This is a genomic window from Methylosinus sp. LW3, from assembly GCF_000527115.1.
Lineage (GTDB): Bacteria > Pseudomonadota > Alphaproteobacteria > Rhizobiales > Beijerinckiaceae > Methylosinus.
Genome location: NZ_AZUO01000001.1, coordinates 1,095,409 through 1,116,048 on the forward strand (window position 1 = coordinate 1,095,409; position 20,640 = coordinate 1,116,048).

Here is a 20,640-nt window from a genome sequence, read left to right on the forward strand (position 1 = left end):
AAGACACGAAGAGCACGAAGGCGATCAGCGCTGTGGAGCGGGCTTTGGCCACAGGCTGGCGCCGGAAGGGCCGACGCCAGTCTCGAGCAATAGGACCTCACCGTCCTTCGCCCAGCCGAAATGAACCGTCTCCGCCGGCACGACGATGGAATCGCCGGGGCCGAGGAGGCGCAGCGATTTCTCGTCGAGCTCGCCGCCGACGCCGGCGTAGAAGCGCCCGGAGATCACCGTCACCAGGCGCGCATCGGGATGCGTATGCGGCAGCGATTTCGCGCCGGCCGCATATTTCACCGAGAGCGCATAGAGCGCGCCCGGCTGCGTCGCCGTGCCGCTGACCGGCGCGGCGCTGACGCCTGAAAAGATCGGCACGGGCGCATATTTCAATTCGCTCTGCAGCATGGCCGGCGGCGGGCCGTCGGCCAGCGCCGCGCCGGCGAAGAACGCCAGCGCGAAGCCGAGAAGATTGCGCGCGCGCATGAGGCCTCCGTCAGTGGAAGAGGACGAAGGTCTTCTGCAGCGTGATCGACACGCCCCAGGCGAGCGGAATGCCGACGGCGGCCCAGGCGGCGAAGAGCAGAATGCGCGAATTGCCATTCTGCGCGGCGGCGGCGCGGCGCGCCTCGGCCGCAGCGGCTTCCGCAGCCTGTCCTTCCTCGACATAATCCTCGAAATCGGCGTGCGGCTCTCTTTCTTCCTGCGCGATGGCGGCGACGCTGGTCTTTTTTTCCGCGGCGACCTCCTCATCGGTCATGAACAGCTTCTCGGCGACCGGCCGCACCGAGAGATCGCAGATGAGGCCGAGAATGAGCAGGCCGGCGAGAATATACATGGTCTGATTATAGACCGCGTCACGCGCGACGCCGTGGTCGAGCTGATAGTCGCGCAGATAATTGACGAGCACCGGACCGAGCACGCCCGCCGTCGACCAGGCGGTGAGCAGACGGCCGTGAATCGCGCCCACATAATGCGTGCCGAAAATATCGGCGAGATAGGCGGGAATAGTGGCGAAGCCGCCGCCATACATGGACAGGATCACGCAGAAGAACAGCACGAAGAGCACGATATTGCCCTGCTGCGCGGCCCAGGGCGCGGCCGAATAGAGAATAATGCCGAGGATGAAGAAGACGGCGTAGGTGGTCTTGCGGCCGAGCTTGTCGGACCATGTCGCCCAGGCGAGGCGGCCGCCGATGTTGCAGAGGCTAAGCAGGCCGGTGAAGCCTGCGGCGATGGCGGCGATCTTCGCCTTTTGCGCCGCGTCGAGCTCGGAAAAGCCGATGTCGAGGCCGATGAGCTTGCCGCCGAACACTTCCTGCAGCATGGGCGAGGCCATGCCGAGCACGCCGATGCCGGCGCTGACATTGAGCATCAGCACCGCCCACAGCAGCCAGAATTGCGGAGTCTTCCAGGCGACGTTCAGATGTACGTGGCGGCTCGTCACCATCTTGTTGGCGGCCGTCGTGGACGGCGCCCAGCCCTCCGGCTTCCAGCCGTCGCGCGGCACGCGATAGCCGAGCGAGCCGCCGACCATGAAGACGAAATAGATCGCCGCCATGGTGACGAAGGTCTGCCACACGCCGACGGAGCCCGGAGCGGCGTAATAGGACATCAGCTTGTCGGCCAGCGGCGCGCCGATCATCGCGCCGCCGCCGAAGCCCATGATCGCCATGCCGGTCGCCATGCCGCGCCGGTCCGGGAACCATTTGATGAGCGTCGAGACAGGCGAAATATAGCCGAGCCCGAGGCCGATGCCGCCGATGACGCCGGAGCCGAGCCACAGCATCCAGATCTGATGCAGATAGACGCCGGCCGCCGAGATCAGCAGGCCGCCGCACCAGCATACCGACGCCGCCAGGCCCGCCTTGCGCGGACCGGCGGTCTCCAGCCAATGGCCGAACACCGCCGCCGAGGAGCCGAGAAAGACGAAGAACAGCGTGAAGGTCCAGCCGAGCATGCTGATCTTCCAATCGCAGCTCGTGGCGAAGACGCTGGCGAAAAAGCCCATATCCGCGGGGCAGGCCTTCGGCTCGGCGCCGCCGATGACGCGCGACAGCGGCAGCCAGAACACGCTGAATCCATAGGCCATGCCGATGCACAAATGCACGGCGAGAGCCGCCGGCGGCACCAGCCAACGATTGAAGCCGGGCGCTGCGATGGAGCGCTCCCGGCTGAAAAATTGCCGGGATGGCATAGCGGCTACCGACATGAAATCCTCCGAAAATCGAGCCGCGCTTCCTCTGCGGCGTCGTGAGCGGTCCCCCGAACGCCGCCCCCGCGGCGCCCGCTTTTTCGCGATGAGCGCCCTTGCGGCGCGTGCTGGTTTTCGACAATGCCGAGCGTTGCGACTTTTTCAACTCTTTCTATCGGAAAATCGTCACAGCGCCGATGATCGATCAATATGTTTTTCTCGTCGCTTTATTTGATTTCTCTATTATGACGCCCATCCGCCGGATTGGACGAGGGCTTTCTATCGGCCGACCGAAATTCGCGCGCGACGCCAATGTTTTTGCGCTTGCGGGCGGCCTTCGGCGTCCATATCCTGTATGACAATATGTAACTGCCGTATATAGCCAAGGCGCGCATGGGATCGGCGGCGCGCATCTCGAGGCCCTCGCCATGCGGTTCGGCGTCTTCACCACTTACGAAAACCCGCAGCAGGATTTCGCGCGCTGCTTCGAGACGCAGACGCGCCTGGTGCGCCACGCCGAGGCGCTCGGCTTCGAGGAGGCCTGGGTCGCCGAGCATCATTTCGAGCCGGACGCCGCCTGTCCCTCCATTCTCACGCTTCTCTCCTATCTCGCCGGCGTGACGAGCACGATACGGCTCGGCTCGGCGGCGGTGCTGCTCGCTTTCCGAAATCCGATTCAGGTGGCGGAGGATGTCGCCACCATCGATCTGCTCTCCAAGGGGCGGTTCGATTTCGGCGTGGCGCGCGGCGGGCCTTTCGAATTGCAGAACCGCCATTTCGGGGCCGGCAAGGATTCGACGCGGGAGATGACTCTGGAGGCGCTCGGCCTCGTCAACCGCCTGCTCTATGAAGACAAAGTGACGTTCACCGGCGCGCATTACGAGGCCAATGGCCTCAGCCTCACGCCGCGCCCGCTGCAAAAGCCCATCCCCACCTATCTCGCCACCACCACGCCGGGGGCGATTCGCTACGCCGCGCGCAATGGCCATGGCGTGATGGCCGGCCCGCCTTTCCCCATAGAACAGATCAAGGAGACCTTGCGCATCTATCGCGAGGCCGCGGGACCGGAGGGCGATCCGCGCTTCACCATGGCGCGCTTCTATTTCGCCGCGCCGCGCCGCGAGCAGGCGCTGGCCGAGGCTGTTCCCTTCCTCTCCCGCTTCGCCGAGCGCATGCGCGGCAATTTCGCCCGCCAGGACGGCGCGGCGCCGGCCTCGCTGACCGAGGAAGGGCTGCTGCAACGCTCGCTGATCGGCGATTTCGACGAAGTGGCGGAGAAGATCGCCGCCTATCGCGAGGAGACCGACGCGCGGGCGATATTGCTGAAGCCGATCTCACGGGATGCGGAGAAGAACTTGCGCTCGCTAGAGGATTTCGCGCGGCATGTGCGGCCGATGCTGGGGGTGGAGGCGGCGGCGGCGCAGTAGAGGGGCGGAACCGTAGGATCGTAGCCTGTGTGAGCGACTCTTCGAATCAAGCAAGAACTCTGCTATTCTTAGCGAATGGAAACTAGAGAATCTGAGCCCGCAACGGCGTCACATCAACGGATAGTTGATGTTATAATAAATGCCGGTTCGCAAATTTGGCCCTTTGCAACCTCGTTGCCGGCCCTCGTTTCCGCCTACTGGGAAGGGTTGCCTATCGCGGCGACCGTCGTTCTCCTAGCCGCTGCCGTGGCATCCGGGTATCTAGTTTTTCTTGCTCGAAATGACATGAAGGGGCGTCTGATATGGTTCGTGGCTGGCGCCGTCTTTTCCGCAATAATTCTTGGCATTTTTCAGCTAAATAAAGATAGGTTTTTCTTATCGAATATTGACCGAGAAGTTTTTGACACGGCTAAAGAGTTTGGGGGAAAATTATCGGTTGAGCATTGGGCTGTTCAGAAGAGTGATGTGGCGTCGCAGACCCATTTTGACAGTGGGGCTACTATTTTATTTTTTAGCTCACGATCTGATCTTTATGTATTGTTATCAACAAACGAGGCTTTTATGTTCCCGCCAGCAGAAGTTGTAGTCGAGAAAGAGTGGTTCGATGAGGCGTATGTGAGACAACAACTAGGGGTCCCGCCAAACAAAGTTTCTCCTCGCGGAGGGGTAGCAAAATACTGGCATGAAATTAACAAGCGTGTGCCTGGAGGCGTGCAATTGGGTTGGCCTGATTGGTTTTGTGATACCGACAAGTTTAGCGTCATCTCAAAGGGGTATGAAAACGGGGTGATTGCGGGGCCATTCCGTTCTTCGGGACGGGACAATGTTAATGACCGAGGGCAGTGGTTTGTCATTAACAGTCGGGATAAATCGCTTGAATGGCGTTCTCAGCGAGCCCGAATAGATTTGGATCACGATGTTTCTGACTGGAAATGCATTCATGCTCCCTGACCAAGGACCGCCGAAGAGTCTCCCTTGCGGAACGCACCGAGAACGCCTATCCTCCCGTTCATGATTTGTTTATGAACCCGCGCCATCATGGCTAGGTTCGGACGTGGCGCGACGCGGGCGGGCGGCGCCGGGGGGCTTCCATGCTGACCAAGAAACAGAGCGATCTGCTGCGCTTCATCCATGAGCGCCTGAAGGAGACCGGCGTGCCGCCCTCCTTCGACGAGATGAAGGACGCGCTCGATCTGCGCTCCAAATCCGGCATTCACAGGCTCATTCTCGCGCTCGAGGAGCGCGGCTTCATCCGCCGTCTGCCCAATCGCGCCCGCGCGCTCGAGGTGCTGCGCCTGCCCGAATCGGCGACGCCCCGCGTCGCCGCGCGCGGCGGCAAATTCTCGCCCTCGGTCATAGAGGGCGCGCTCGGCCGCGTGCGGCCCGTTCCGGCCGGCGAGCCCGAGTCCGATCAGCAGGTGGCGATTCCGGTCATGGGCCGCATCGCCGCCGGCACGCCCATCTCCGCGCTGCAGAATCGCAGCCACACCATCAGCCTGCCGCCGGATATGCTCGGCGGCGGCGAGCATTTCGCGCTCGAGGTGCGTGGCGATTCGATGATCGAGGCCGGCATTCTCGACGGCGACGTCGTCGTGGTGCGCAAGCAGGACAGCGCCGACACCGGCGATATCGTCGTCGCCCTCATCGACGACGAGGAGGCGACATTGAAGCGCCTGCGCAAGCGTGGCGCGTCAATAGCGCTCGAGGCCGCCAATCCGGCCTATGAGACGCGCATTTTCGGGCCGGATCGCGTCCGCATCCAAGGCCGTCTGGTCAGCCTTCTGCGCAAATACTGAGGGCCTCGCGCCGCCACGATCTCGCCGCCCTTTGCCGCCATGGTCCGGCCTCGCGCGCTTTTGGCGCGCGGGCCTTTTCGCGTAGCGGCAGAGCGATAAAGGCATGTTGTTCTCGTCTCGCGCCCTCGCCGAGGGCGCGCGCTGCATCGCCAGCGGCCCGCGGCCGCCCGCTTTTTTCTACATGGACGATGGAATGTCGCACTCGACCGGCCCGATGCGCGAAATCGAAGGATCCAAGCCCTTGGGCCAAAGCCGCCGCCTGCCTTTCCCGCGCCTCTCGCGCCGCTGGCTGATCGCTCTCGGCGCCGTCGCCGCAGTGGCGCTCGGCGCGGCGCTCGCGCCTTGGACCTTCTCGACCAATGCGCTGCTCGAGGAGATTTCGGGCCAGCTCAACGCCTCATCCGGCCTGTTCATCGCCGCCAAAGGCCGCTCGACCTTCTCGCTGCTGCCGCGCCCGCACATCACCATAGACAGCATCGCCTTCGCCGATCCCACCGCCGCGCTGACCATCGAGGCGGAGAGGCTGCACGGCAATGTGCTGCTGCTGCCGCTGCTGGCCGGCCGTTTGGAAATCGCCGATATCGAGCTCATCCGCCCCGCCATAGAGGTCGATCTCGATCGCAAGCCGATGAGCACGTCCGGCGCAGCTGTGCGCGCCGCGGCGGCGCGGCCCTCGACGCCGGCGGCCGAGAAGGCCGATCGCGCCCGGCTCGGCGGCGTCTCCATCGTCTCCGGCGTCGCAAGGCTCAAATATTCGGGCGGCGAGGAAACGCTGCAGGACATTGACGCGACGCTCGATTGGCGCACCGTCGGCTCGCCGGCGACGCTCGACGCCGCTTTCTCCTGGGGCGGCGAGCGGCCGCGCGCCATGCTCTGGGTGCTGAAGCCCGGCGCGCTGCTGCGCGGCGAGCAGACGCCGGTCACTGTGCGGCTCGATTCGGACAGCGTGCGGCTGGAGGCGGAAGGCTTCGGCCAGATCGGCGCCAAGCCGCGCTATATGGGGCGGCTCAACGCCTCTTCGCCCTCGCTGCGCCATGCGCTCGGCCTCGCCAAGGTGAGCGCGCCGCTGCCCGGCGCCTTCGAGAATGTGCAGCTCTCCGCCAAGGCCAGCGTCGGCCTGCGCGATTTTCAGCTGACCGATGTGAAGCTCTCGGCCGACGACAATGAGTTCGAGGGCACATTCGCGCTGCGGCACGAGGGCGAAAAGCCCATCGTCCATGCGACTCTCGCCAGCAATTTCGTGTCGCTGAAGCCGATGATCGCCGATCTGCCGCCGCTCTCCGGCGCCGACGGCCAATGGAGCCGCGACGCTTTCGTCCTGCCGAATATTCAGGACGCCGATGTCGATCTGCGCCTTTCGGCGACGCGCGCCCGCATATTGCGGCTGAATCTCGAGGACGCCGCTCTATCGCTGCTGCTGCGCGGCGGAAGGCTCGAGCTCTCGCTCGCCGAGGCGCAGGCCTATAAGGGGACGGTGAAGGGCCGCGCCACTTTCGCCGCCAATGCGGCGGGCGCGCTGGAGTTTCACGGCAATGCGCAGCTGACCGGGGTCGACGCCGGCGCGCTCGCCTGGGACCTCGCCGCACGGCCCGATCTCGGCGGCGCGCTGGACGCCAATTTCACGCTCGACGCCACTGGCGACAGCGTCGCGCAGATCACGCGCGATCTCGACGGCCGCGCCAGCCTCACGCTGAGCGAGGGCGAGGTCGGCGGCATAGATCTCGAGCGCGCGCTGCGCCGCGTCGACAAGCGGCCTTTGTCGAGCGCGATGGATATTCGCTCCGGCCATTCGCTGGTGGATCGCGCCAGCGCGACCATCAAGATCGTCAAAGGAACCGCGAATATAGAGGACGGCCAGGCGCATGGGCCGGGCTTCGCGCTGGCCTTCGCCGGCCAGACGCGCATTCCCGAGCGCAGCCTCGCGATGAAGGCGCAGGCCAATGAGGCCGACGCCGCCGGCAAGCCGCGCGAGAAGGGCGTGCAGATCGGCTTCGATCTCTCCGGCGCCTGGGACGATCCCGTCTTCGCGCCGGACGCCGCCGCGCTGATCAAGCGCTCGGGCGCGGCCGCGCCGCTGCTGCCGCGCGTCGAGCCGGAGGCGGGCGCGGCGAAGGAGCGGTGAGAGCTTCCCGCTGTTTTTCTCGTTCACTCGCGCGAGCGTCACGAGACCGCAGCGAGCTCGGGGGCGGCAATGATGGGTCGTGAGGAGCTTTTGGGCGCATTGGTTGCCGCCTCTGGTGGCGTGCAGGCTGCATACGAGGAAATCCTCGACGCGTGGGGGTCGGAAGAGCCGCCTGTCACGACGCTCCTCGCCGCCCTAGGCTATCGGATCGCCGAGGACTTCGATAGCACGGACGTCGACGCCAACCGCCGCCTGTTCTCGTTGATCGAGCAGGCTATGGAGAGTGGCGATAACGGATTGAGGACCGTTGTCGCTACAGGCCTGATCGAAGCTTTGGCGGTTCGGGCTGTCCAAACTGAGGGCCTGTGGAAGCGGATGGCGCCACTTCTCGGCCCGCGATCTCTGTATCACGCAGAGGCTTGGTTGTCCGAGTGACGTAGAGCGCAGAGAGCCCGGCTAGCCCGCCCCGCCGCCCTTGGCGCGCCCGCGCGTGAGCAGCGCCGAGAGGCCGAGCGCGATGGCGACGAAGCCGAGCAGCAGCGTCGAAATGGCGTTGACCTCAGGCGACACGCCGAGCCGCACTTGCGAATAGATGCGCATCGGCAAGGTGGTGGCGCCGGGGCCGGTGGTGAAGCTCGCGATCACGAGATCGTCGAGCGAGATGATGAAGGCGAGGAGATAGGCGCTGACGACGGAGGGCGCGATCAGCGGCAGGGTGACGAGCGCGAAGGCGCGGACCGGCGTCGCGCCGAGATCCATCGCCGCTTCCTCGAGCGTGCGGTCGCAGCCTTTCAGCGCGGCGTGGATCATCACAGTGGCGAAGCACATTGTGAAGGAGGCGTGCGCCAGCACGAGGGTGAGAAAGCCGCGCTCGACGCCGAAAGCGACGAAGACCAGCAGCAGGCCGAGGCCGAGCACCACTTCCGGCATCACCAGCGGCGCATAGATGGAGCCCGCGAAGAGCGTGCGCGAGCGGAAGCCGCCGAAACGCGCCAGCGCCAGCGCCGCCAGCAATCCGTTGAGCGTCGCGATGAGCGCGGAGAGCGCCGCGGCGGAGAGGCTGATCTGCGCCGCGCGCAACAATTGCTCGTCATGGAGGAGGGCGGCGTACCATTTGGTGGAGAAGCCGCCCCACACTGTCACCAGCCGCGAGGCGTTGAAGCTCATCGTCGCCAATATGACGATCGGCCCATAGAGAAAGCCGAAGCCGAGAAGCAGCGCGGCGAGGCGCAGAAGACGCGCGCCGCTCATCGCGCGCCCTCGCGCAATTGCGCGCGCTCATAGAGAAGAATGGGGACGAGCAGCAGCGCCAGCAGCGCCACAGCCGCGGCGGAGGCCGCCGGCCAATCGCGATTGGCGAAGAAATCATTCCATAATGTGCGGCCGATCATCAGCGTGTCGGAGCCGCCGAGCAGATCGGGAATGACGAATTCGCCGACCGAGGGAATGAAGACGAGCAGCGCGCCGGCGACGATGCCGCGGCGCGACAGCGGCAAAGTGACATGCAGAAAGACTTGGAACGGCGTCGCGCCGAGATCGGCGGCGGCCTCGCGTAGCGAAGCGTCTTGCCTCTCGATCGCCGCATAGAGCGGCAGCAGCATGAAGGGCAGATAGGAATAGACGATGCCGACGACCACCGCGCCGCTGGTCGCGAACATGGGCAGAGGCGCGTCGATAACGCCGAGCGCCATCAATGCATGATTGATGATCCCCTCGTCCTTCAGCAGCGTGATCCAGGCGTAGACGCGGATCAGAAAGCTCGTCCAAAAGGGCGCGACAGCGAAGCCGATGAGCACGGGGCGCAAGCGGCGCGGCGCGCGCGCTATGGCGAGCGCGAAAGGATAGGCGATGAGAAGGCAGACCAGCGTCGCGCCGCCGGCGATGGTCAAAGAGGAGAGATAGGAATCGAGATAGAGCGTGTCCTCGGCGAGGCCGCGATAGGCGTCGAGGCCGAGCTGCGAGAGCTTCTCGAAAAAGCCGGCGAGGCCGGCGCCATCGAAGACGGGCTCATAGGGCGGGCGCGTCTGCGCCGGATGCGACAGCGAGATTTTGACGATGAGCGCGAAAGGCGCGAGGAAGAACAGCGCGATCCAGGCGTAGGGCGCGGCGATGACGAGCGTCTCGCCGCGCGTGAGCCTGCGTCTTTTGCCGCCCTCCGGCATCACTCGCTCGCGAAGATGCGCCCGGCTTCGGGCGCGATGGAGATGCGCGCCGTGTCGCCGACGCAAAAAGGCGCGCCGCTATCGGCGCCGCGCGAGACGCGCAAGGCCTCGCCGCCGGAAAGGCGCAGGCGAAAATGCGTCGTCTCGCCGCGAAAGGCGACGTCTTCCACCACGCCGTCGAAGCCTGGGGTTTCTTCGGTCGTTGGCGCGATGGCGATGCGCTCCGGCCGCACGGCGAGCACGGCTTTCGCGCCTTGCGAGAGGCCGCCGCCTTCCGCCGGCAGACGGCCGAAGGCGCCGACGAAAGCGCCGTTCTCGATATGGCCCTCGAGGAAATTCATCTGGCCGATGAAGCCGGCGACGAAGCGCGTCGCTGGGCGCTCATAGACCTGCGTCGGCGCGCCGATCTGCTCTATGCGGCCGGCGCGCATCACGGCGATGCGATCGGCCATCACCAGCGCCTCGTCTTGATCATGCGTGACGACGACGAAGCTCGTCTTCAGCCTGCGCTGGATTTCCTTGATCTGAAATTGCGTCTCCTCGCGCAATTGCCGATCGAGCGCGCCCAAGGGCTCGTCGAGCAGCAGCAGCCGCGGGCTGGGCGCGAGGGCTCTCGCGAGCGCGACGCGCTGGCGCTGGCCGCCGGAGAGAAGGTCGGGCCGGCGCGCCTCGACGCCCTCGAGCCGCACGATTTGCAGCAGCTCGGCGACGCGGGCGGCGGTCTCCGCTCTGCCCTTGCCCTGGCGGCGCAGGCCGAAGGCGATATTGTCGAAGACGGAGAGATGCGGAAACAGCGCGTAAGATTGGAACATGAGATTGACCGGCCGGCGATGCGGCGGCGCGCCGCTCATATCGGCGCCGCCGATCTCGATGCGGCCGGCGTCCAAGGTCTCGAAGCCGGCGACGAGGCGCATCAGCGTGGTCTTGCCGCAGCCCGACGGGCCGAGCAGCGCGAAAAACTCGCCGGCGCCCACCTCGAGCGAAACGTCCTCGAGCGCCGCGATCGCGCCGAAGCGCTTGGACGCGCCTTTGATCGAGAGTAGCGGCGCGTCGGTCATATCGCTCCCGTCCCGTCAGCCGTCCCGGCGGAAGGCCGCGCGCCAATGGCGGACCATGGCGTTCGTCGCGGAAATATCCTCGAGCGTCTCGCAACGCAAGCCGCCCACGGCGAGCGCTTCCATGCGGCTCGGCGGCAGAGGCCAGGGCGGCCCGCCCACCTCCTGGCCCTCGTCGCGGGCGCGGGCGATGACGAGCAGCAGCCCGCCCGGCGCGATGAGGCCGGCGAGCGCCTGCGCCGCCGCATCCAGCAGCGTGTCGGGCAGCGCCTGCAGCGTGTAGCATTCATGGACGAGATCGAAGCCGCCGCGCCATTCCTGAGGCGTGGCGAAGAGGTCGGCGGCGCGATAAGCGACGGCGCTCTGCGGAAAACGGCGCCTCGCCCAGGCGACGGCCTCGTCTATCAGATCGAAAGCGGTCACATTCGCGCCAGCGGCGGCGAGCGCCTCGGCGTTGTCGCCGAGCCCGCAGCCGATATCGAGCGCGCGCAGACCGTCGAGGCGCCGGGTCGCGAGCCAGTCGGCGAGCAGCGGATGCGGCGCGAGATGCGCCCAGGGCACGCCGGCGGCGTCGCCCTCGGCGAGGCGATAGACGGCCTCGAACCAATCCTTGCGCTGCGGATCGGCCTCGACGCCGCCGGGCGTTTTATGCGGGTCGATCTCGTCGAGACGGGCGCGCGCGGCGGCGCGGCGCGCGACAAACTCTTCGGTCACGCCTGTTTCTCCCATTTGCCTTCCTCGCTCTGGCGCCAATAGGAGAGCGTGTGGCCTTCCGTCTTCAGCTGCCGCCATTGCGCGCGCGCGGCCTGCACCGCCGCCTCGTCATTGCCGTCGAACATGAGTATGGCGCGCGCTTCCGGCGCGCTCGCGGGGTCGGCGAGCACGGGGGAAAGCTCCGCATTTTCCACGAAGAAGCGGACATGGGCGCGATTGGGATTGTCGCGGCCGATGGCGAGGAAGATCGGCTGCGTCTCGGGATCGTCGTCCTTCGCCGAGCCATGCGGCAGAAAGCTCTCCCCCGCATAGGACCAGAGCAGATCGTCGAGCGCCTCCAGCCGCCGCGCGCTGGTCGCCTGCACCACGACGCGCCAGTCGCGCGCCAGCGACAGCTCGAGCAGCTTGGGCAGAGCGCTCTCCAGCGGGAGGCGCTGGAGATGATAGAACCAGACATCGGTCATGGCGTGAGCGTCCATGCTTCGCGCGTGATGATGGGAGTCATTCCAGCTCGCATCTTATCGGCACATGGTCGGAGGGCTTTGCGCCGGCGCGCAGCTCCTTGTCTATGGTCACGCTCTGCAAGCGGTCGGCGGCCTGCGGCGAGAGCAGAAGATGGTCGATGCGAATGCCATTGTTCTTCTGCCAGGCGCCGGCCTGATAATCCCAGAATGTGTAGAGGCCGGTGGCGTCGGTCGAGGCGCGGAAAGCCTCCGTATAGCCGAGGTTCAGCAGCTCCTGGAATTTGGCGCGGGTCTGCGGCAGGAACAGCGCGTCGCCGGCCCAGGCTTTGGGGTCGTGGACGTCGCCGGCCGCGGGAATGACATTGTAGTCGCCGGCCAGAACCACCGGCTCCTCCAGCGCCAGAAGGCTCGCCGCATGGGCGATGAGGCAGTCCATGAAGGCGAGCTTATATGTGTATTTCTCTGTGTCCGGCGGATTGCCATTGGGCAAATAGATGCTGGCGACGCGCACGGCGCCATGATCGGTGGAGACGACCGCCTCTATGTAGCGGGCCTGCGGATCATGCTCGAATTTCGGCAGGCCGCGCACCACCTCTATCGGCGTCTTGGAGAGAATGGCGACGCCGTTGAAGGTCTTCTGCCCATGCGTCTCGACATTATAGCCGAGATCCTCGATCTCGGCGCGGGGGAAGGCCTTGTCCTCGCATTTGATCTCTTGCAGGCACAGCACGTCCGGCGCGACCTCGCGCAGATAGGCAGTGAGCGGCTCTAGCCGCTGGCGGACGGAATTGACGTTCCAAGTGGCGATGCGCAAGGCGGGCTCCCGGTCATGGACCGGACCTCGTCATAGCGCGCGCGCCGCCGGAATGAAACGTGCCGCTCCAATTGTCGTCACAGGCCGTCGGTATATGCTCCCCGCTAGCCCGGAGCCCCCGAATGTTCGTGAAATCCCACGTCACCACCGTCGTCTTCGATGTCGGCAATGTGCTGGTCGATTGGAATCCCCGCTATCTCTATCGCAAGCTCTTCGACGATTCGCAGGCGATGGAGCGCTTCCTCGGCGAGGTCTGCACCTCGGATTGGAATCTGGAATTGGATCGCGGGCGCCCCTTCGCCGAGGCGGTGGCCGAGCGCGTCGCGCTCTTTCCCGATCTCGCCGATCTCATTCGCGCCTATGATACGCGCTGGAGCGAGATGATCACCGGCCCCATCGCCGGCACGGTGGCGCTGCTGGAGCGGCTCGCCGCGCGCGGGACGCCGCTCTATGGGCTCACCAATTTCTCGGATGAAAAATATGTGGAGACCTTCCCGCGCTTTGATTTTTTCCAGCGCTTCGCGGGCGTCGTCGTCTCGGGCAGGGTGGGGCTGCTGAAGCCCGACGCCGCCATCTATCGGCTGCTGCTCGAGAGCTATGGGCTCGATCCGGCGGCCTGCATTTTCATCGATGATTCGGCGGCCAATGTGGAAGGCGCGCGCGCTGTCGGCATGCATGCGACGCGATTCGAGAGCCCGGAACAGGTCGAGCGCGATTTGCGGGAGCTGGCGCTGCTGTGAAGGGCGCGCTCAGCCGCCCATAGCGGCGGAGATTTCCGCAACGATCATGTCCGCGGCGGCGCGTGGGGCGGGCGCCTGCGTCACCGGCCGGCCGACGACGAGATGATCCGCCCCGGCGGCGATGGCCTCGCCCGGCGTCATCACGCGTTTCTGATCGCCGAGCGCGGCGCCGGCGGGGCGCACGCCCGGCGTCACCAGCGCCATTTTCGGCCCGACGAGCGCGCGAATCGGCGCCACTTCCTGCGGCGACAGGATCAGCCCGTCGATTCCCGCGTCCTTCGCCTGAATCGCGCGGCGCGAAACCAGCTCGGCGACGCCGATGGAATAGCCGGCCTCGGCGAGATCGGAATCGTCATAGGAGGTCATCACCGTGACGGCGAGCAGCCGCAGGCCGCTATCGCCCGCGCCCTGGCGGGCGGCGCGCATCGTCTGCGGAAAGCCGTGAATGGTGAGGAAATCCGCGCCGAGCCGGGCGATCTGCCGCGTCGCGCGCTCGACCGTCTGGCCGATGTCGTGCAGCTTCAGATCGACGAAGACCTTCTTGCCGCCGGCCTTCAGCTCCTCGACCAGCGGCAGGCCGCCGCCATAGGCGAGCTCCATGCCGATCTTGTAGAAGGAGACCGAATCGCCGAGCCGCGCGACGAGCACGCGCGCCGCTTCCACACCGTCGACGTCCAGCGCGACGATGAGGCGATCTCGCGCCGGGATCGTCGCGCCATTCGTCATGTCAGCCCGCCCGCCGGCTGTAGCGCCACACGCGCGCCGGCGGAATATTCGCCCAGACCTGCGAGCCCGTAGCCGTGAAGGCGGAGCCATTCGGATGGCGCTTCAGCGGCATGGGCGAGAACAGGCCATAGGTGAACTGAATGATGATGCCGCCCGGCGCCATCATCTCGAAGCCCTGATCGAGCAGGCGCAACCGGTCCGATTCGGGCTGGTTGAGCAGCGGCAGGCTCGAGACGATGGTGGAGATCGGCCCTTCGACCTTGCCGGCCAGCGTCTGCTTCAGCGAGTAGGCGTCGCCCTGCACCACTTCGACGCCCGGAAAGCGCTGGCGCAGGAGATCGCAGAAGGCGGTCTCATATTCGACCAGCAGCAGGCGCGAGGCGGGAACCCCATGCTCCAGCAGCGCCTGCGTGACCGGGCCGGTGCCCGGTCCGAGCTCGACGATCGGCCCCTCGCGGGAAAGATCGACATAGCTCGCCATGGCGCGGGCGAGCATAGGCCCCGAGGGCGAGACGGCGCCGACGCCGCGAGGATTTTCCATCCAAGACCGCAGAAAGCGCGCATTATCGGCGAGAGCGGATTTCAGTGGCTCGATATTCAGTGACACGCTGAGACAGCCTCTCGATCGTTCCAAACGCGCGCGAACATGTATGAGGTCGCACGCCCGGTCAATGGCGTCCGCCTCATTTGCCGAACAGGTCTTTCATCTTCGCGAAGAATCCGGTCGCCTCCGGATGCGTCTGGTGGGACGATTCCTCCTCGAATTCGGTGAGCAGCTCGCGTTGGCGCTTGGTGAGACTTTGCGGCGTCTCGACGCTGATCTGCACATAGAGATCGCCCGATTCGCGACCGCGCAGCAGTGGCATGCCCTTGGCTTTCACCTTGATCTGCTTGCCGGTTTGGGCGCCTTCGGGGATTTTGATCTCGGTCTCGCCGCCGTCGATCGTATGCACTGTGATCTTGCCGCCGAGCGCCGCGCGCACCATGGAGATCGGCACGCGGCAATAGAGATCGGCGCCGTCGCGCTGGAAGAACGTATGCGGCTTCACCGACAGGAAAATATAGAGGTCGCCGGAGGGGCCGCCGCGCAGCCCGGCCTCGCCCTCGCCGGCGAGGCGGATGCGCGTGCCGTCCTCGACGCCGGGCGGCACATTGACCGAGAGCGTGCGCTCTATGGTGGCGCGGCCGGTTCCCGAGCAGGCGGTGCAGGGATTGTCGATCACCTCGCCGCGGCCCTGGCAGGTGGGGCAGGTGCGCTCTATGGCGAAGAAGCCCTGCTGGGCGCGAACGCGGCCATGACCGGCGCAGGTAGGGCAGGTCTTGGGCTTGGAGCCCTTTTTGGCGCCTGTGCCGCCGCAGGGCTCGCAGGAGACGGAGGTCGGCAGCTTCAGCGTCGCCGCCTTGCCGTGGAAGGCCTCCTCCAGCGTGATCTCCATATTGTAGCGCAGGTCCGAGCCGCGCTCGCGAGCGGAGCCGCGGCCGCCGCCGCGCCGTCCCATCACCTCGCCGAAGAGATCGTCGAAAATATCGGCCATGGAGGCGGCGAAGCCGTCGCCGCCGCCGAAGCCGCCGCCTTGCTCGAAGGCGGCGTGGCCGAACCGGTCATAGGCGGCGCGCTTCTGCGTGTCGGAGAGGCATTGATAGGCCTCATTGACCTCCTTGAAGCGCGCCTCGGCCTCCGAGTCGCCGGGATTGCGATCCGGATGATATTGCATCGCGGCCTTGCGAAAGGCGATCTTGAGCTCGACGTCGGTCGAGGTCTTGGCGACGCCGAGAATTTCGTAGAAGTCGCGTTTGGACATGGGGTCGGTCGATAGGAGTTGGGGAAGGCGTCCTGCGGGCGGAAGCGCCGAGGATCGCAGCCGATATAGGAACTCGGAAATTTGTTACCACGGTTTGGCGGACGCGCCAAAGTCGCGTTTCCGAACCCGCTGGGGTCTTTCGCGCCTCGGCGAAATTGCGCCCGATCCTGTTTGTCAGCGTCGACTGTCTCAGCGCGAAAAGCGTGGCGGGCGTGAACCGAGGCTGGCCGCGCTCGCTCTCGACGCGCCTCTCCTTCTCCCACTCGTGGGAGAAGGTGGCCCGACGCAGCCGGGTCGGATGAGGGTTCCGCGAGCTTAGAGCGCTTTCCGATCGAATGGAATCGGTCGATCGATTAGAATTCGCTCCAACGAAAAAGGCGAGAGCGCCATCCGATCCAGTTGGATCAGGTGGCGCTCTACAGCGTCGTCGAATGTTGGCGGAATGCGATAGGGACCCTCATCCGACCCTCGCTGACGCGAGGGCCGCCTTCTCCCGCGAGCGGGAGAAGGGAGCGCCCTTTCGACGAACCGGCTTACTTCTTCTTCTCGTCGCCGCCGACTTCCTTGAAATCCGCGTCGATGACGTCGTCCTGCGCATGGGTCTCGCCCGCCGGGGCGGCGCCTTCGGACTGCTGGGCCTTGTACATCGCCTCGCCGAGCTTCATCGAAGCCTGGGTCAGCTCATTGCTCTTGGTCTTGATCGCCTCGGCGTCCTCGCCCTCGAGCGCGGTCTTCAGCGCCGCAATGGCGGCCTCGATCGCGCTCTTGTCGGCGGCCGACACCTTGTCGCCGAACTCGGCCAGCGACTTCTCGGCCGAATGCACGGCCGCCTCGCCATGGTTCTTGGTGTCGACGAGCTCGCGGCGCGCCTTGTCCTCGGTGGCGTGCGCCTCGGCGTCCTTGACCATCTTGTCGATGTCGGCGTCCGACAGGCCGCCGGAGGCCTGGATGCGGATCTGCTGCTCCTTATTGGTGGCCTTGTCCTTCGCCGTCACATTGACGATGCCATTGGCGTCGATGTCGAAGGTCACCTCGATCTGCGGCACGCCGCGCGGCGCCGGCGGAATGCCGACGAGATCGAACTGGCCGAGCAGCTTATTGTCCTGCGCCATCTCGCGCTCGCCCTGGAAGACGCGAATGGTGACGGCGGTCTGATTGTCCTCGGCCGTGGAGAACACTTGGCTCTTCTTTGTCGGGATGGTCGTGTTGCGGTCGATGAGGCGCGTGAACACGCCGCCCAGCGTCTCGATGCCGAGCGACAGAGGCGTCACGTCGAGCAGCAGAACGTCCTTCACATCGCCCTGCAGAACGCCGGCCTGCACCGCCGCGCCGATGGCGACCACCTCGTCCGGGTTGACGCCCTTATGCGGCTCCTTGCCGAAGAACTGCTTCACCACCTCCTGCACTTTCGGCATGCGGGTCATGCCGCCGACGAGCACCACCTCGCCGATCTCGGCCGCGGAGAGGCCGGCGTCCTTCAGCGCCTTGCGGCAGGGCTCGATGGTGCGCTGGATGAGATCGTCGACCAGCGCCTCGAATTTCGCGCGCGTCAGCTTCAGGGTCAGATGCTTCGGACCGGAGGAGTCCGCGGTAATGTAGGGCAGGTTGATCTCGGTCTGCGTCGCGGAGGAGAGCTCGATCTTCGCCTTCTCGGCGGCTTCCTTCAGGCGCTGAAGGGCGAGCTTGTCCTTGGTGAGATCGATGCCCTGCTCCTTCTTGAACTCGCCGGCGAGATATTCGACGAGACGGCCGTCGAAGTCCTCGCCGCCGAGGAAGGTGTCGCCATTGGTGGACTTCACCTCGAACACGCCGTCGCCGATCTCGAGGATGGACACGTCGAAGGTGCCGCCGCCGAGGTCATAGACCGCGATCGTGCCGGCGCCCTTCTTGTCGAGGCCATAGGCGAGCGCGGCCGCGGTCGGCTCGTTGATGATGCGCAGCACCTCGAGACCGGCGATCTTGCCGGCGTCCTTGGTGGCCTGACGCTGAGCGTCGTTGAAGTAAGCGGGAACGGTGATGACCGCTTGAGTCACGGTCTGGCCGAGATAGGCCTCGGCCGTCTCCTTCATCTTCTGCAGAATGAAGGCGGAAATCTGCGAGGGCGAATATTGCTTGCCGTCCGACTGCACCCAGGCGTCGCCATTGGGGGCCTTGACGATATTATAGGGGACGAGGCCGATGTCCTTCTTGGTCATCGGATCGTCGAAGGAACGACCGATGAGTCGCTTTATCGCGAAGAAGGTGCGCTCCGGATTGGTTACCGCCTGACGCTTGGCGGGCTGGCCGACGAGACGCTCTCCGTCCTCTGTGAAAGCGACGATGGACGGCGTCGTGCGCGCGCCTTCCGCGTTCTCGATGACCTTGGGGCTCGACCCTTCCATGACGGCCACGCAGGAATTGGTCGTGCCGAGGTCGATGCCGATGATTTTAGCCATATCGCCGTTCCTTTCGTTCTTTCGAAATCGGGTCCCGAAGCGGCCCGTATGTCGCCGATCCTTCGGCGGCTCGCATTTTCAGCCCGCCGCGCATCGGCTGTTCATCGTCACTTCAGATTGTAATCGGCCTGCATCGGCGCAAGTGCGATCTGCATATAGAGCGCGCCGGGCATATAGAATGAAGGCTCCCATTGCGGCAAGCGCCGTCGGGGCCGGGATTTTCTGTTCTTCCGTCGGCTTTGCCGCTCGGGCTCGCTTTCGCTTATTCTCCTCGCAGCGATTCGCGAAGCGAAGCTCGGCCGCGGACGAGCCCGCGCCTATTTCCGAACTCTGATTGCGAACAGGCCGACGCGTGCTTCCCCACTCGATCGAACCCATTCTGCGAATCGTCGCCGTCCTCGGCGACGCCGGCTTCGTCCTGCCGGCGAGCGGCGGCCTCGCCGCGGCGCTGTGGGCGGCCGGCGATCGCCGCGCGGCCGTCGCATTCCTCGGCGCCATAGCGGTCTGCGGCGTCATGGCGACCTTCGCCAAGATAATCTCCATGGCCTTCGGCCCGCCGGCGTTGCACAGCCCCAGCGGCCACGCCGCGCTCGCGGCGGCCTTCTTCCTGCCGCTCTCCGCAATTTTCATGCGCGTTCGCGAGAAGCGCGCCGGAATTTTGGCCGCCGCCCTCTGCCTGGCGGCGGCCGTGCTCGTCGCCATCATCAGAGTGGCGCAGGGCGCGCATACGGAGCCGGAGGCTTTCGCCGGATTTTTCATAGGCTTGGCGTCATTCGGCGTGTTTCTGCGCGCCGCCCCGGCGCAGGTCTCGATCGGCGCTCCGGCGATCATCGTCTTCTTCATCGTCGCTGTCGCGATTCAGTCCCAGATCGGGCTCAGCATAGAAGTAGAAGGGCCGCTCGAGCGCATTGCGACACGGCTCGCCGAGATGCTGTCGCTCTAGCTCCAATGTTTCTATCTTGTTTCTTTTGCGCTTTCGAAAAAACCTCGGGGCCGGAAGCGGATAGGCTCTTCTCGCACGGCGCGGCTGACGCCTGACAATATTTGATTTTCATCACGAAGCGTGCGATTCGACACGATAGGAATAGCGTTTTTGGCGGAGAAACGCCGCAATGCAGAAGAGTCGATTGTTGCGGTCCGCGGCGGCGTTATCCATTCTCCTCCTGCTTTCCGCCTGTGACAATTCCGGCCGCAAGGCCGAGGACCCGGCGCGGGTCGTGCTCGTCGCGCCGGTTCATTACGCGCCGCGCTCGCCGACGCGCCAATTCGTCGCCGCCATCCGTCCTCGCGTCGAGACCGACCAATCCTTCCGCGTCGCCGGCAAGGTGGTGCGCCGCCTCGTCGAGAATGGGCAGGCCGTCAAGGCCGGCGATCTTCTGGCGGTGCTGGATGAGGCCGATCTGCGCCTGCAGAAGGAGCAGGCCGAGGCGGAACTCTCCGCCGCGCGCATGGCGCTGGAGCAGGCCGCCGCCGACGAGCGCCGCGCGCAGACCTTGCGCAAGGATGGCTGGACCGCGCAGGCGGCGCTCGATCGCCAGAAAGCCCAGGCCGAGGAGGCGCGCGGCCGCCAGCAGCGCGCGCTGCGGGCCGTCGAGCTCGCCAAGAATGCGCTGGATTACGCCTCGCTGCGCGCCGATTCGGACGGCGTGGCGACGGCGACCTTCATCGAGCCGGGGCAGGTGGTCGCGGCGGGTCAGGCGGCGGTGCGCGTCGCCCGCGCCGGCGCGCTCGAGGCCGTCGTCGCTCTGCCGGAGGCCTTCGCCTCCGTCGCCGGAGCGGGGGAGGCGAGCCTCTTTCTCTGGTCCGATCCAGCCAAGACCTATCGCGCCAGCCTGCGCGAGCTCGGCGCTTCCGCCGACGCCGCCACCCGCACCTTCTCCGCGCGCTATTCGATCGTCGGCGCCGATGAGAAGGTCGGGCTCGGCATGAGCGCGACGCTGACGCTCGCCGGCAAGGATCAGGGCGTCGCCGCGGCTCTGCCGCTGGCGGCTCTGTTCGATCAAGGCTCCGGCCCCAGCGTGTGGAAGGTGGAGGAGGGCGGCAAGCTCACCCTCGCGCCCGTCTCCGTGCTGCGCTACGAGGCCAAGACGGCGCTGATCACCGCCGGCGTCGCCGAGGGCGACCGCGTGGTCGTGCTCGGCGCCCATAAGCTCGATCCCGGCCAGCGTGTGCGTCCGGTCGACGCCGAGAGTCTGTGA

The 20,640-nt window shown here is 65.7% G+C and carries 21 protein-coding genes; 9 read left to right on the forward strand and 12 right to left on the reverse strand.

The genetic code is table 11. From position 1 onward, the window contains the following. Nucleotides 1–24 precede the first annotated feature (24 nt). Both METLW3_RS0105395 and METLW3_RS0105400 read right to left on the reverse strand, forming a co-directional pair. Nucleotides 25–477: a cupin domain-containing protein gene (locus tag METLW3_RS0105395; RefSeq protein WP_024878947.1), complete on the reverse strand. Its 453-nt coding sequence runs from the start codon at nucleotides 475–477 to the stop codon at nucleotides 25–27. Between the two features lie 10 nt (nucleotides 478–487). Then, on the reverse strand, nucleotides 488–2,203 hold the full coding sequence (locus METLW3_RS0105400; RefSeq protein WP_024878948.1) for an OFA family MFS transporter: 1,716 nt from the start codon (nucleotides 2,201–2,203) through the stop codon (nucleotides 488–490). A gap of 98 nt (nucleotides 2,204–2,301) precedes the next feature. On the opposite strand from METLW3_RS0105400, the gene METLW3_RS0105405 reads away from it, so the two are divergent. The 6 genes from METLW3_RS0105405 to METLW3_RS26750 all read left to right on the forward strand — a co-directional run bounded on the left by METLW3_RS0105405 (nucleotide 2,302) and on the right by METLW3_RS26750 (nucleotide 7,965). Then, entirely contained in the window at nucleotides 2,302–2,544 is a 243-nt protein-coding gene (locus tag METLW3_RS0105405) for a hypothetical protein (protein ID WP_024878949.1), read from the forward strand. Nucleotides 2,545–2,613: 69 nt separating this feature from the next. Continuing rightward, nucleotides 2,614–3,612 (forward strand): LLM class flavin-dependent oxidoreductase, encoded by a 999-nt coding sequence (locus METLW3_RS0105410; RefSeq protein ID WP_024878950.1) that lies wholly within the window; start codon nucleotides 2,614–2,616, stop codon nucleotides 3,610–3,612. A gap of 285 nt (nucleotides 3,613–3,897) precedes the next feature. Then, entirely contained in the window at nucleotides 3,898–4,563 is a 666-nt protein-coding gene (locus METLW3_RS28115) for a hypothetical protein (RefSeq protein WP_157096396.1), read from the forward strand. Nucleotides 4,564–4,703: 140 nt separating this feature from the next. Beyond that, nucleotides 4,704–5,408: a transcriptional repressor LexA gene (gene lexA / locus METLW3_RS0105415; protein ID WP_024878951.1), complete on the forward strand. Its 705-nt coding sequence runs from the start codon at nucleotides 4,704–4,706 to the stop codon at nucleotides 5,406–5,408. Nucleotides 5,409–5,511: 103 nt separating this feature from the next. Beyond that, nucleotides 5,512–7,530 carry an AsmA family protein gene (locus METLW3_RS0105420; RefSeq protein WP_245267231.1) on the forward strand — a complete coding sequence of 673 codons (2,019 nt, stop codon included), beginning with the start codon at nucleotides 5,512–5,514 and terminating at the stop codon, nucleotides 7,528–7,530. A 69-nt stretch (nucleotides 7,531–7,599) separates the two neighbouring features. After that, on the forward strand, nucleotides 7,600–7,965 hold the full coding sequence (locus METLW3_RS26750) for a hypothetical protein (RefSeq protein ID WP_024878953.1): 366 nt from the start codon (nucleotides 7,600–7,602) through the stop codon (nucleotides 7,963–7,965). Nucleotides 7,966–7,986: 21 nt separating this feature from the next. Here METLW3_RS26750 and METLW3_RS0105430 read toward each other — a convergent pair whose 3' ends face one another. From METLW3_RS0105430 to xth, 6 genes are read right to left on the reverse strand one after another with little or no spacing between them, the layout of a single operon-like run. Then, nucleotides 7,987–8,781: an ABC transporter permease subunit gene (locus METLW3_RS0105430; RefSeq protein ID WP_024878954.1), complete on the reverse strand. Its 795-nt coding sequence runs from the start codon at nucleotides 8,779–8,781 to the stop codon at nucleotides 7,987–7,989. Next, nucleotides 8,778–9,692: an ABC transporter permease subunit gene (locus METLW3_RS0105435; protein WP_036308670.1), complete on the reverse strand. Its 915-nt coding sequence runs from the start codon at nucleotides 9,690–9,692 to the stop codon at nucleotides 8,778–8,780. Before METLW3_RS0105435 ends, METLW3_RS0105430 begins: the two co-directional genes overlap by 4 nt. Next, nucleotides 9,692–10,750 (reverse strand): ABC transporter ATP-binding protein, encoded by a 1,059-nt coding sequence (locus tag METLW3_RS0105440; RefSeq protein ID WP_024878956.1) that lies wholly within the window; start codon nucleotides 10,748–10,750, stop codon nucleotides 9,692–9,694. Before METLW3_RS0105440 ends, METLW3_RS0105435 begins: the two co-directional genes overlap by 1 nt. Nucleotides 10,751–10,765: 15 nt before the next feature. After that, complete coding sequence (locus METLW3_RS0105445) at nucleotides 10,766–11,476, reverse strand: methyltransferase domain-containing protein (protein WP_024878957.1); 711 nt, start codon at nucleotides 11,474–11,476, stop codon at nucleotides 10,766–10,768. Next, nucleotides 11,458–11,925 (reverse strand): DNA polymerase III subunit chi, encoded by a 468-nt coding sequence (locus METLW3_RS0105450; RefSeq protein WP_024878958.1) that lies wholly within the window; start codon nucleotides 11,923–11,925, stop codon nucleotides 11,458–11,460. The genes METLW3_RS0105445 and METLW3_RS0105450 overlap by 19 nt, the downstream gene beginning before the upstream one ends. 37 nt (nucleotides 11,926–11,962) lie before the next feature. Next, nucleotides 11,963–12,739: an exodeoxyribonuclease III gene (gene xth / locus METLW3_RS0105455; protein WP_024878959.1), complete on the reverse strand. Its 777-nt coding sequence runs from the start codon at nucleotides 12,737–12,739 to the stop codon at nucleotides 11,963–11,965. A gap of 122 nt (nucleotides 12,740–12,861) precedes the next feature. Between xth and METLW3_RS0105460 the strand changes: the two genes are divergently transcribed. Continuing rightward, entirely contained in the window at nucleotides 12,862–13,479 is a 618-nt protein-coding gene (locus METLW3_RS0105460; RefSeq protein WP_024878960.1) for an HAD family phosphatase, read from the forward strand. 9 nt (nucleotides 13,480–13,488) lie between these two features. On the opposite strand, the gene pyrF is transcribed toward METLW3_RS0105460, so the two are convergent. From pyrF to dnaK, 4 genes are all read right to left on the reverse strand, one after another. Further along, entirely contained in the window at nucleotides 13,489–14,205 is a 717-nt protein-coding gene (pyrF, locus tag METLW3_RS0105465) for an orotidine-5'-phosphate decarboxylase (RefSeq protein ID WP_024878961.1), read from the reverse strand. A 1-nt stretch (nucleotide 14,206) separates the two neighbouring features. Continuing rightward, a complete protein-coding gene (locus METLW3_RS0105470) occupies nucleotides 14,207–14,812 on the reverse strand; it encodes a methyltransferase domain-containing protein (RefSeq protein ID WP_024878962.1) in 606 nt (201 codons plus the stop codon). A gap of 76 nt (nucleotides 14,813–14,888) precedes the next feature. After that, a complete protein-coding gene (gene dnaJ, locus METLW3_RS0105475) occupies nucleotides 14,889–16,007 on the reverse strand; it encodes a molecular chaperone DnaJ (RefSeq protein ID WP_024878963.1) in 1,119 nt (372 codons plus the stop codon). Between the two features lie 533 nt (nucleotides 16,008–16,540). Further along, a complete protein-coding gene (dnaK, locus tag METLW3_RS0105480) occupies nucleotides 16,541–18,442 on the reverse strand; it encodes a molecular chaperone DnaK (RefSeq protein WP_024878964.1) in 1,902 nt (633 codons plus the stop codon). A gap of 352 nt (nucleotides 18,443–18,794) precedes the next feature. Between dnaK and METLW3_RS0105490 the strand changes: the two genes are divergently transcribed. Both METLW3_RS0105490 and METLW3_RS0105495 read left to right on the forward strand, forming a co-directional pair. Continuing rightward, entirely contained in the window at nucleotides 18,795–19,385 is a 591-nt protein-coding gene (locus METLW3_RS0105490) for a phosphatase PAP2 family protein (protein ID WP_024878965.1), read from the forward strand. Between the two features lie 169 nt (nucleotides 19,386–19,554). Next, nucleotides 19,555–20,640 (forward strand): efflux RND transporter periplasmic adaptor subunit, encoded by a 1,086-nt coding sequence (locus METLW3_RS0105495; protein WP_024878966.1) that lies wholly within the window; start codon nucleotides 19,555–19,557, stop codon nucleotides 20,638–20,640.

Bases quoted from the DNA above. Each gene is read 5' to 3' on its own strand.
- METLW3_RS0105440 (WP_024878956.1), bottom strand. From the start codon at position 10,750: ATGACCGACGCGCCGCTACTCTCGATCAAAGGCGCGTCCAAGCGCTTC.
- METLW3_RS0105460 (WP_024878960.1), top strand. From the start codon at position 12,862: ATGTTCGTGAAATCCCACGTCACCACCGTCGTCTTCGATGTCGGCAAT.
- dnaJ (WP_024878963.1), bottom strand. From the start codon at position 16,007: ATGTCCAAACGCGACTTCTACGAAATTCTCGGCGTCGCCAAGACCTCG.
- METLW3_RS0105400 (WP_024878948.1), bottom strand. From the start codon at position 2,203: ATGTCGGTAGCCGCTATGCCATCCCGGCAATTTTTCAGCCGGGAGCGC.
- METLW3_RS0105420 (WP_245267231.1), top strand. From the start codon at position 5,512: ATGTTGTTCTCGTCTCGCGCCCTCGCCGAGGGCGCGCGCTGCATCGCC.
- METLW3_RS26750 (WP_024878953.1), top strand. From the start codon at position 7,600: ATGATGGGTCGTGAGGAGCTTTTGGGCGCATTGGTTGCCGCCTCTGGT.
- METLW3_RS0105430 (WP_024878954.1), bottom strand. From the start codon at position 8,781: ATGAGCGGCGCGCGTCTTCTGCGCCTCGCCGCGCTGCTTCTCGGCTTC.
- METLW3_RS0105450 (WP_024878958.1), bottom strand. From the start codon at position 11,925: ATGACCGATGTCTGGTTCTATCATCTCCAGCGCCTCCCGCTGGAGAGC.
- pyrF (WP_024878961.1), bottom strand. From the start codon at position 14,205: ATGACGAATGGCGCGACGATCCCGGCGCGAGATCGCCTCATCGTCGCG.
- dnaK (WP_024878964.1), bottom strand. From the start codon at position 18,442: ATGGCTAAAATCATCGGCATCGACCTCGGCACGACCAATTCCTGCGTG.
- lexA (WP_024878951.1), top strand. From the start codon at position 4,704: ATGCTGACCAAGAAACAGAGCGATCTGCTGCGCTTCATCCATGAGCGC.
- METLW3_RS0105410 (WP_024878950.1), top strand. From the start codon at position 2,614: ATGCGGTTCGGCGTCTTCACCACTTACGAAAACCCGCAGCAGGATTTC.
- METLW3_RS0105495 (WP_024878966.1), top strand. From the start codon at position 19,555: ATGCAGAAGAGTCGATTGTTGCGGTCCGCGGCGGCGTTATCCATTCTC.
- METLW3_RS28115 (WP_157096396.1), top strand. From the start codon at position 3,898: ATGAAGGGGCGTCTGATATGGTTCGTGGCTGGCGCCGTCTTTTCCGCA.
- METLW3_RS0105395 (WP_024878947.1), bottom strand. From the start codon at position 477: ATGCGCGCGCGCAATCTTCTCGGCTTCGCGCTGGCGTTCTTCGCCGGC.
- METLW3_RS0105445 (WP_024878957.1), bottom strand. From the start codon at position 11,476: ATGGGAGAAACAGGCGTGACCGAAGAGTTTGTCGCGCGCCGCGCCGCC.
- METLW3_RS0105435 (WP_036308670.1), bottom strand. From the start codon at position 9,692: ATGCCGGAGGGCGGCAAAAGACGCAGGCTCACGCGCGGCGAGACGCTC.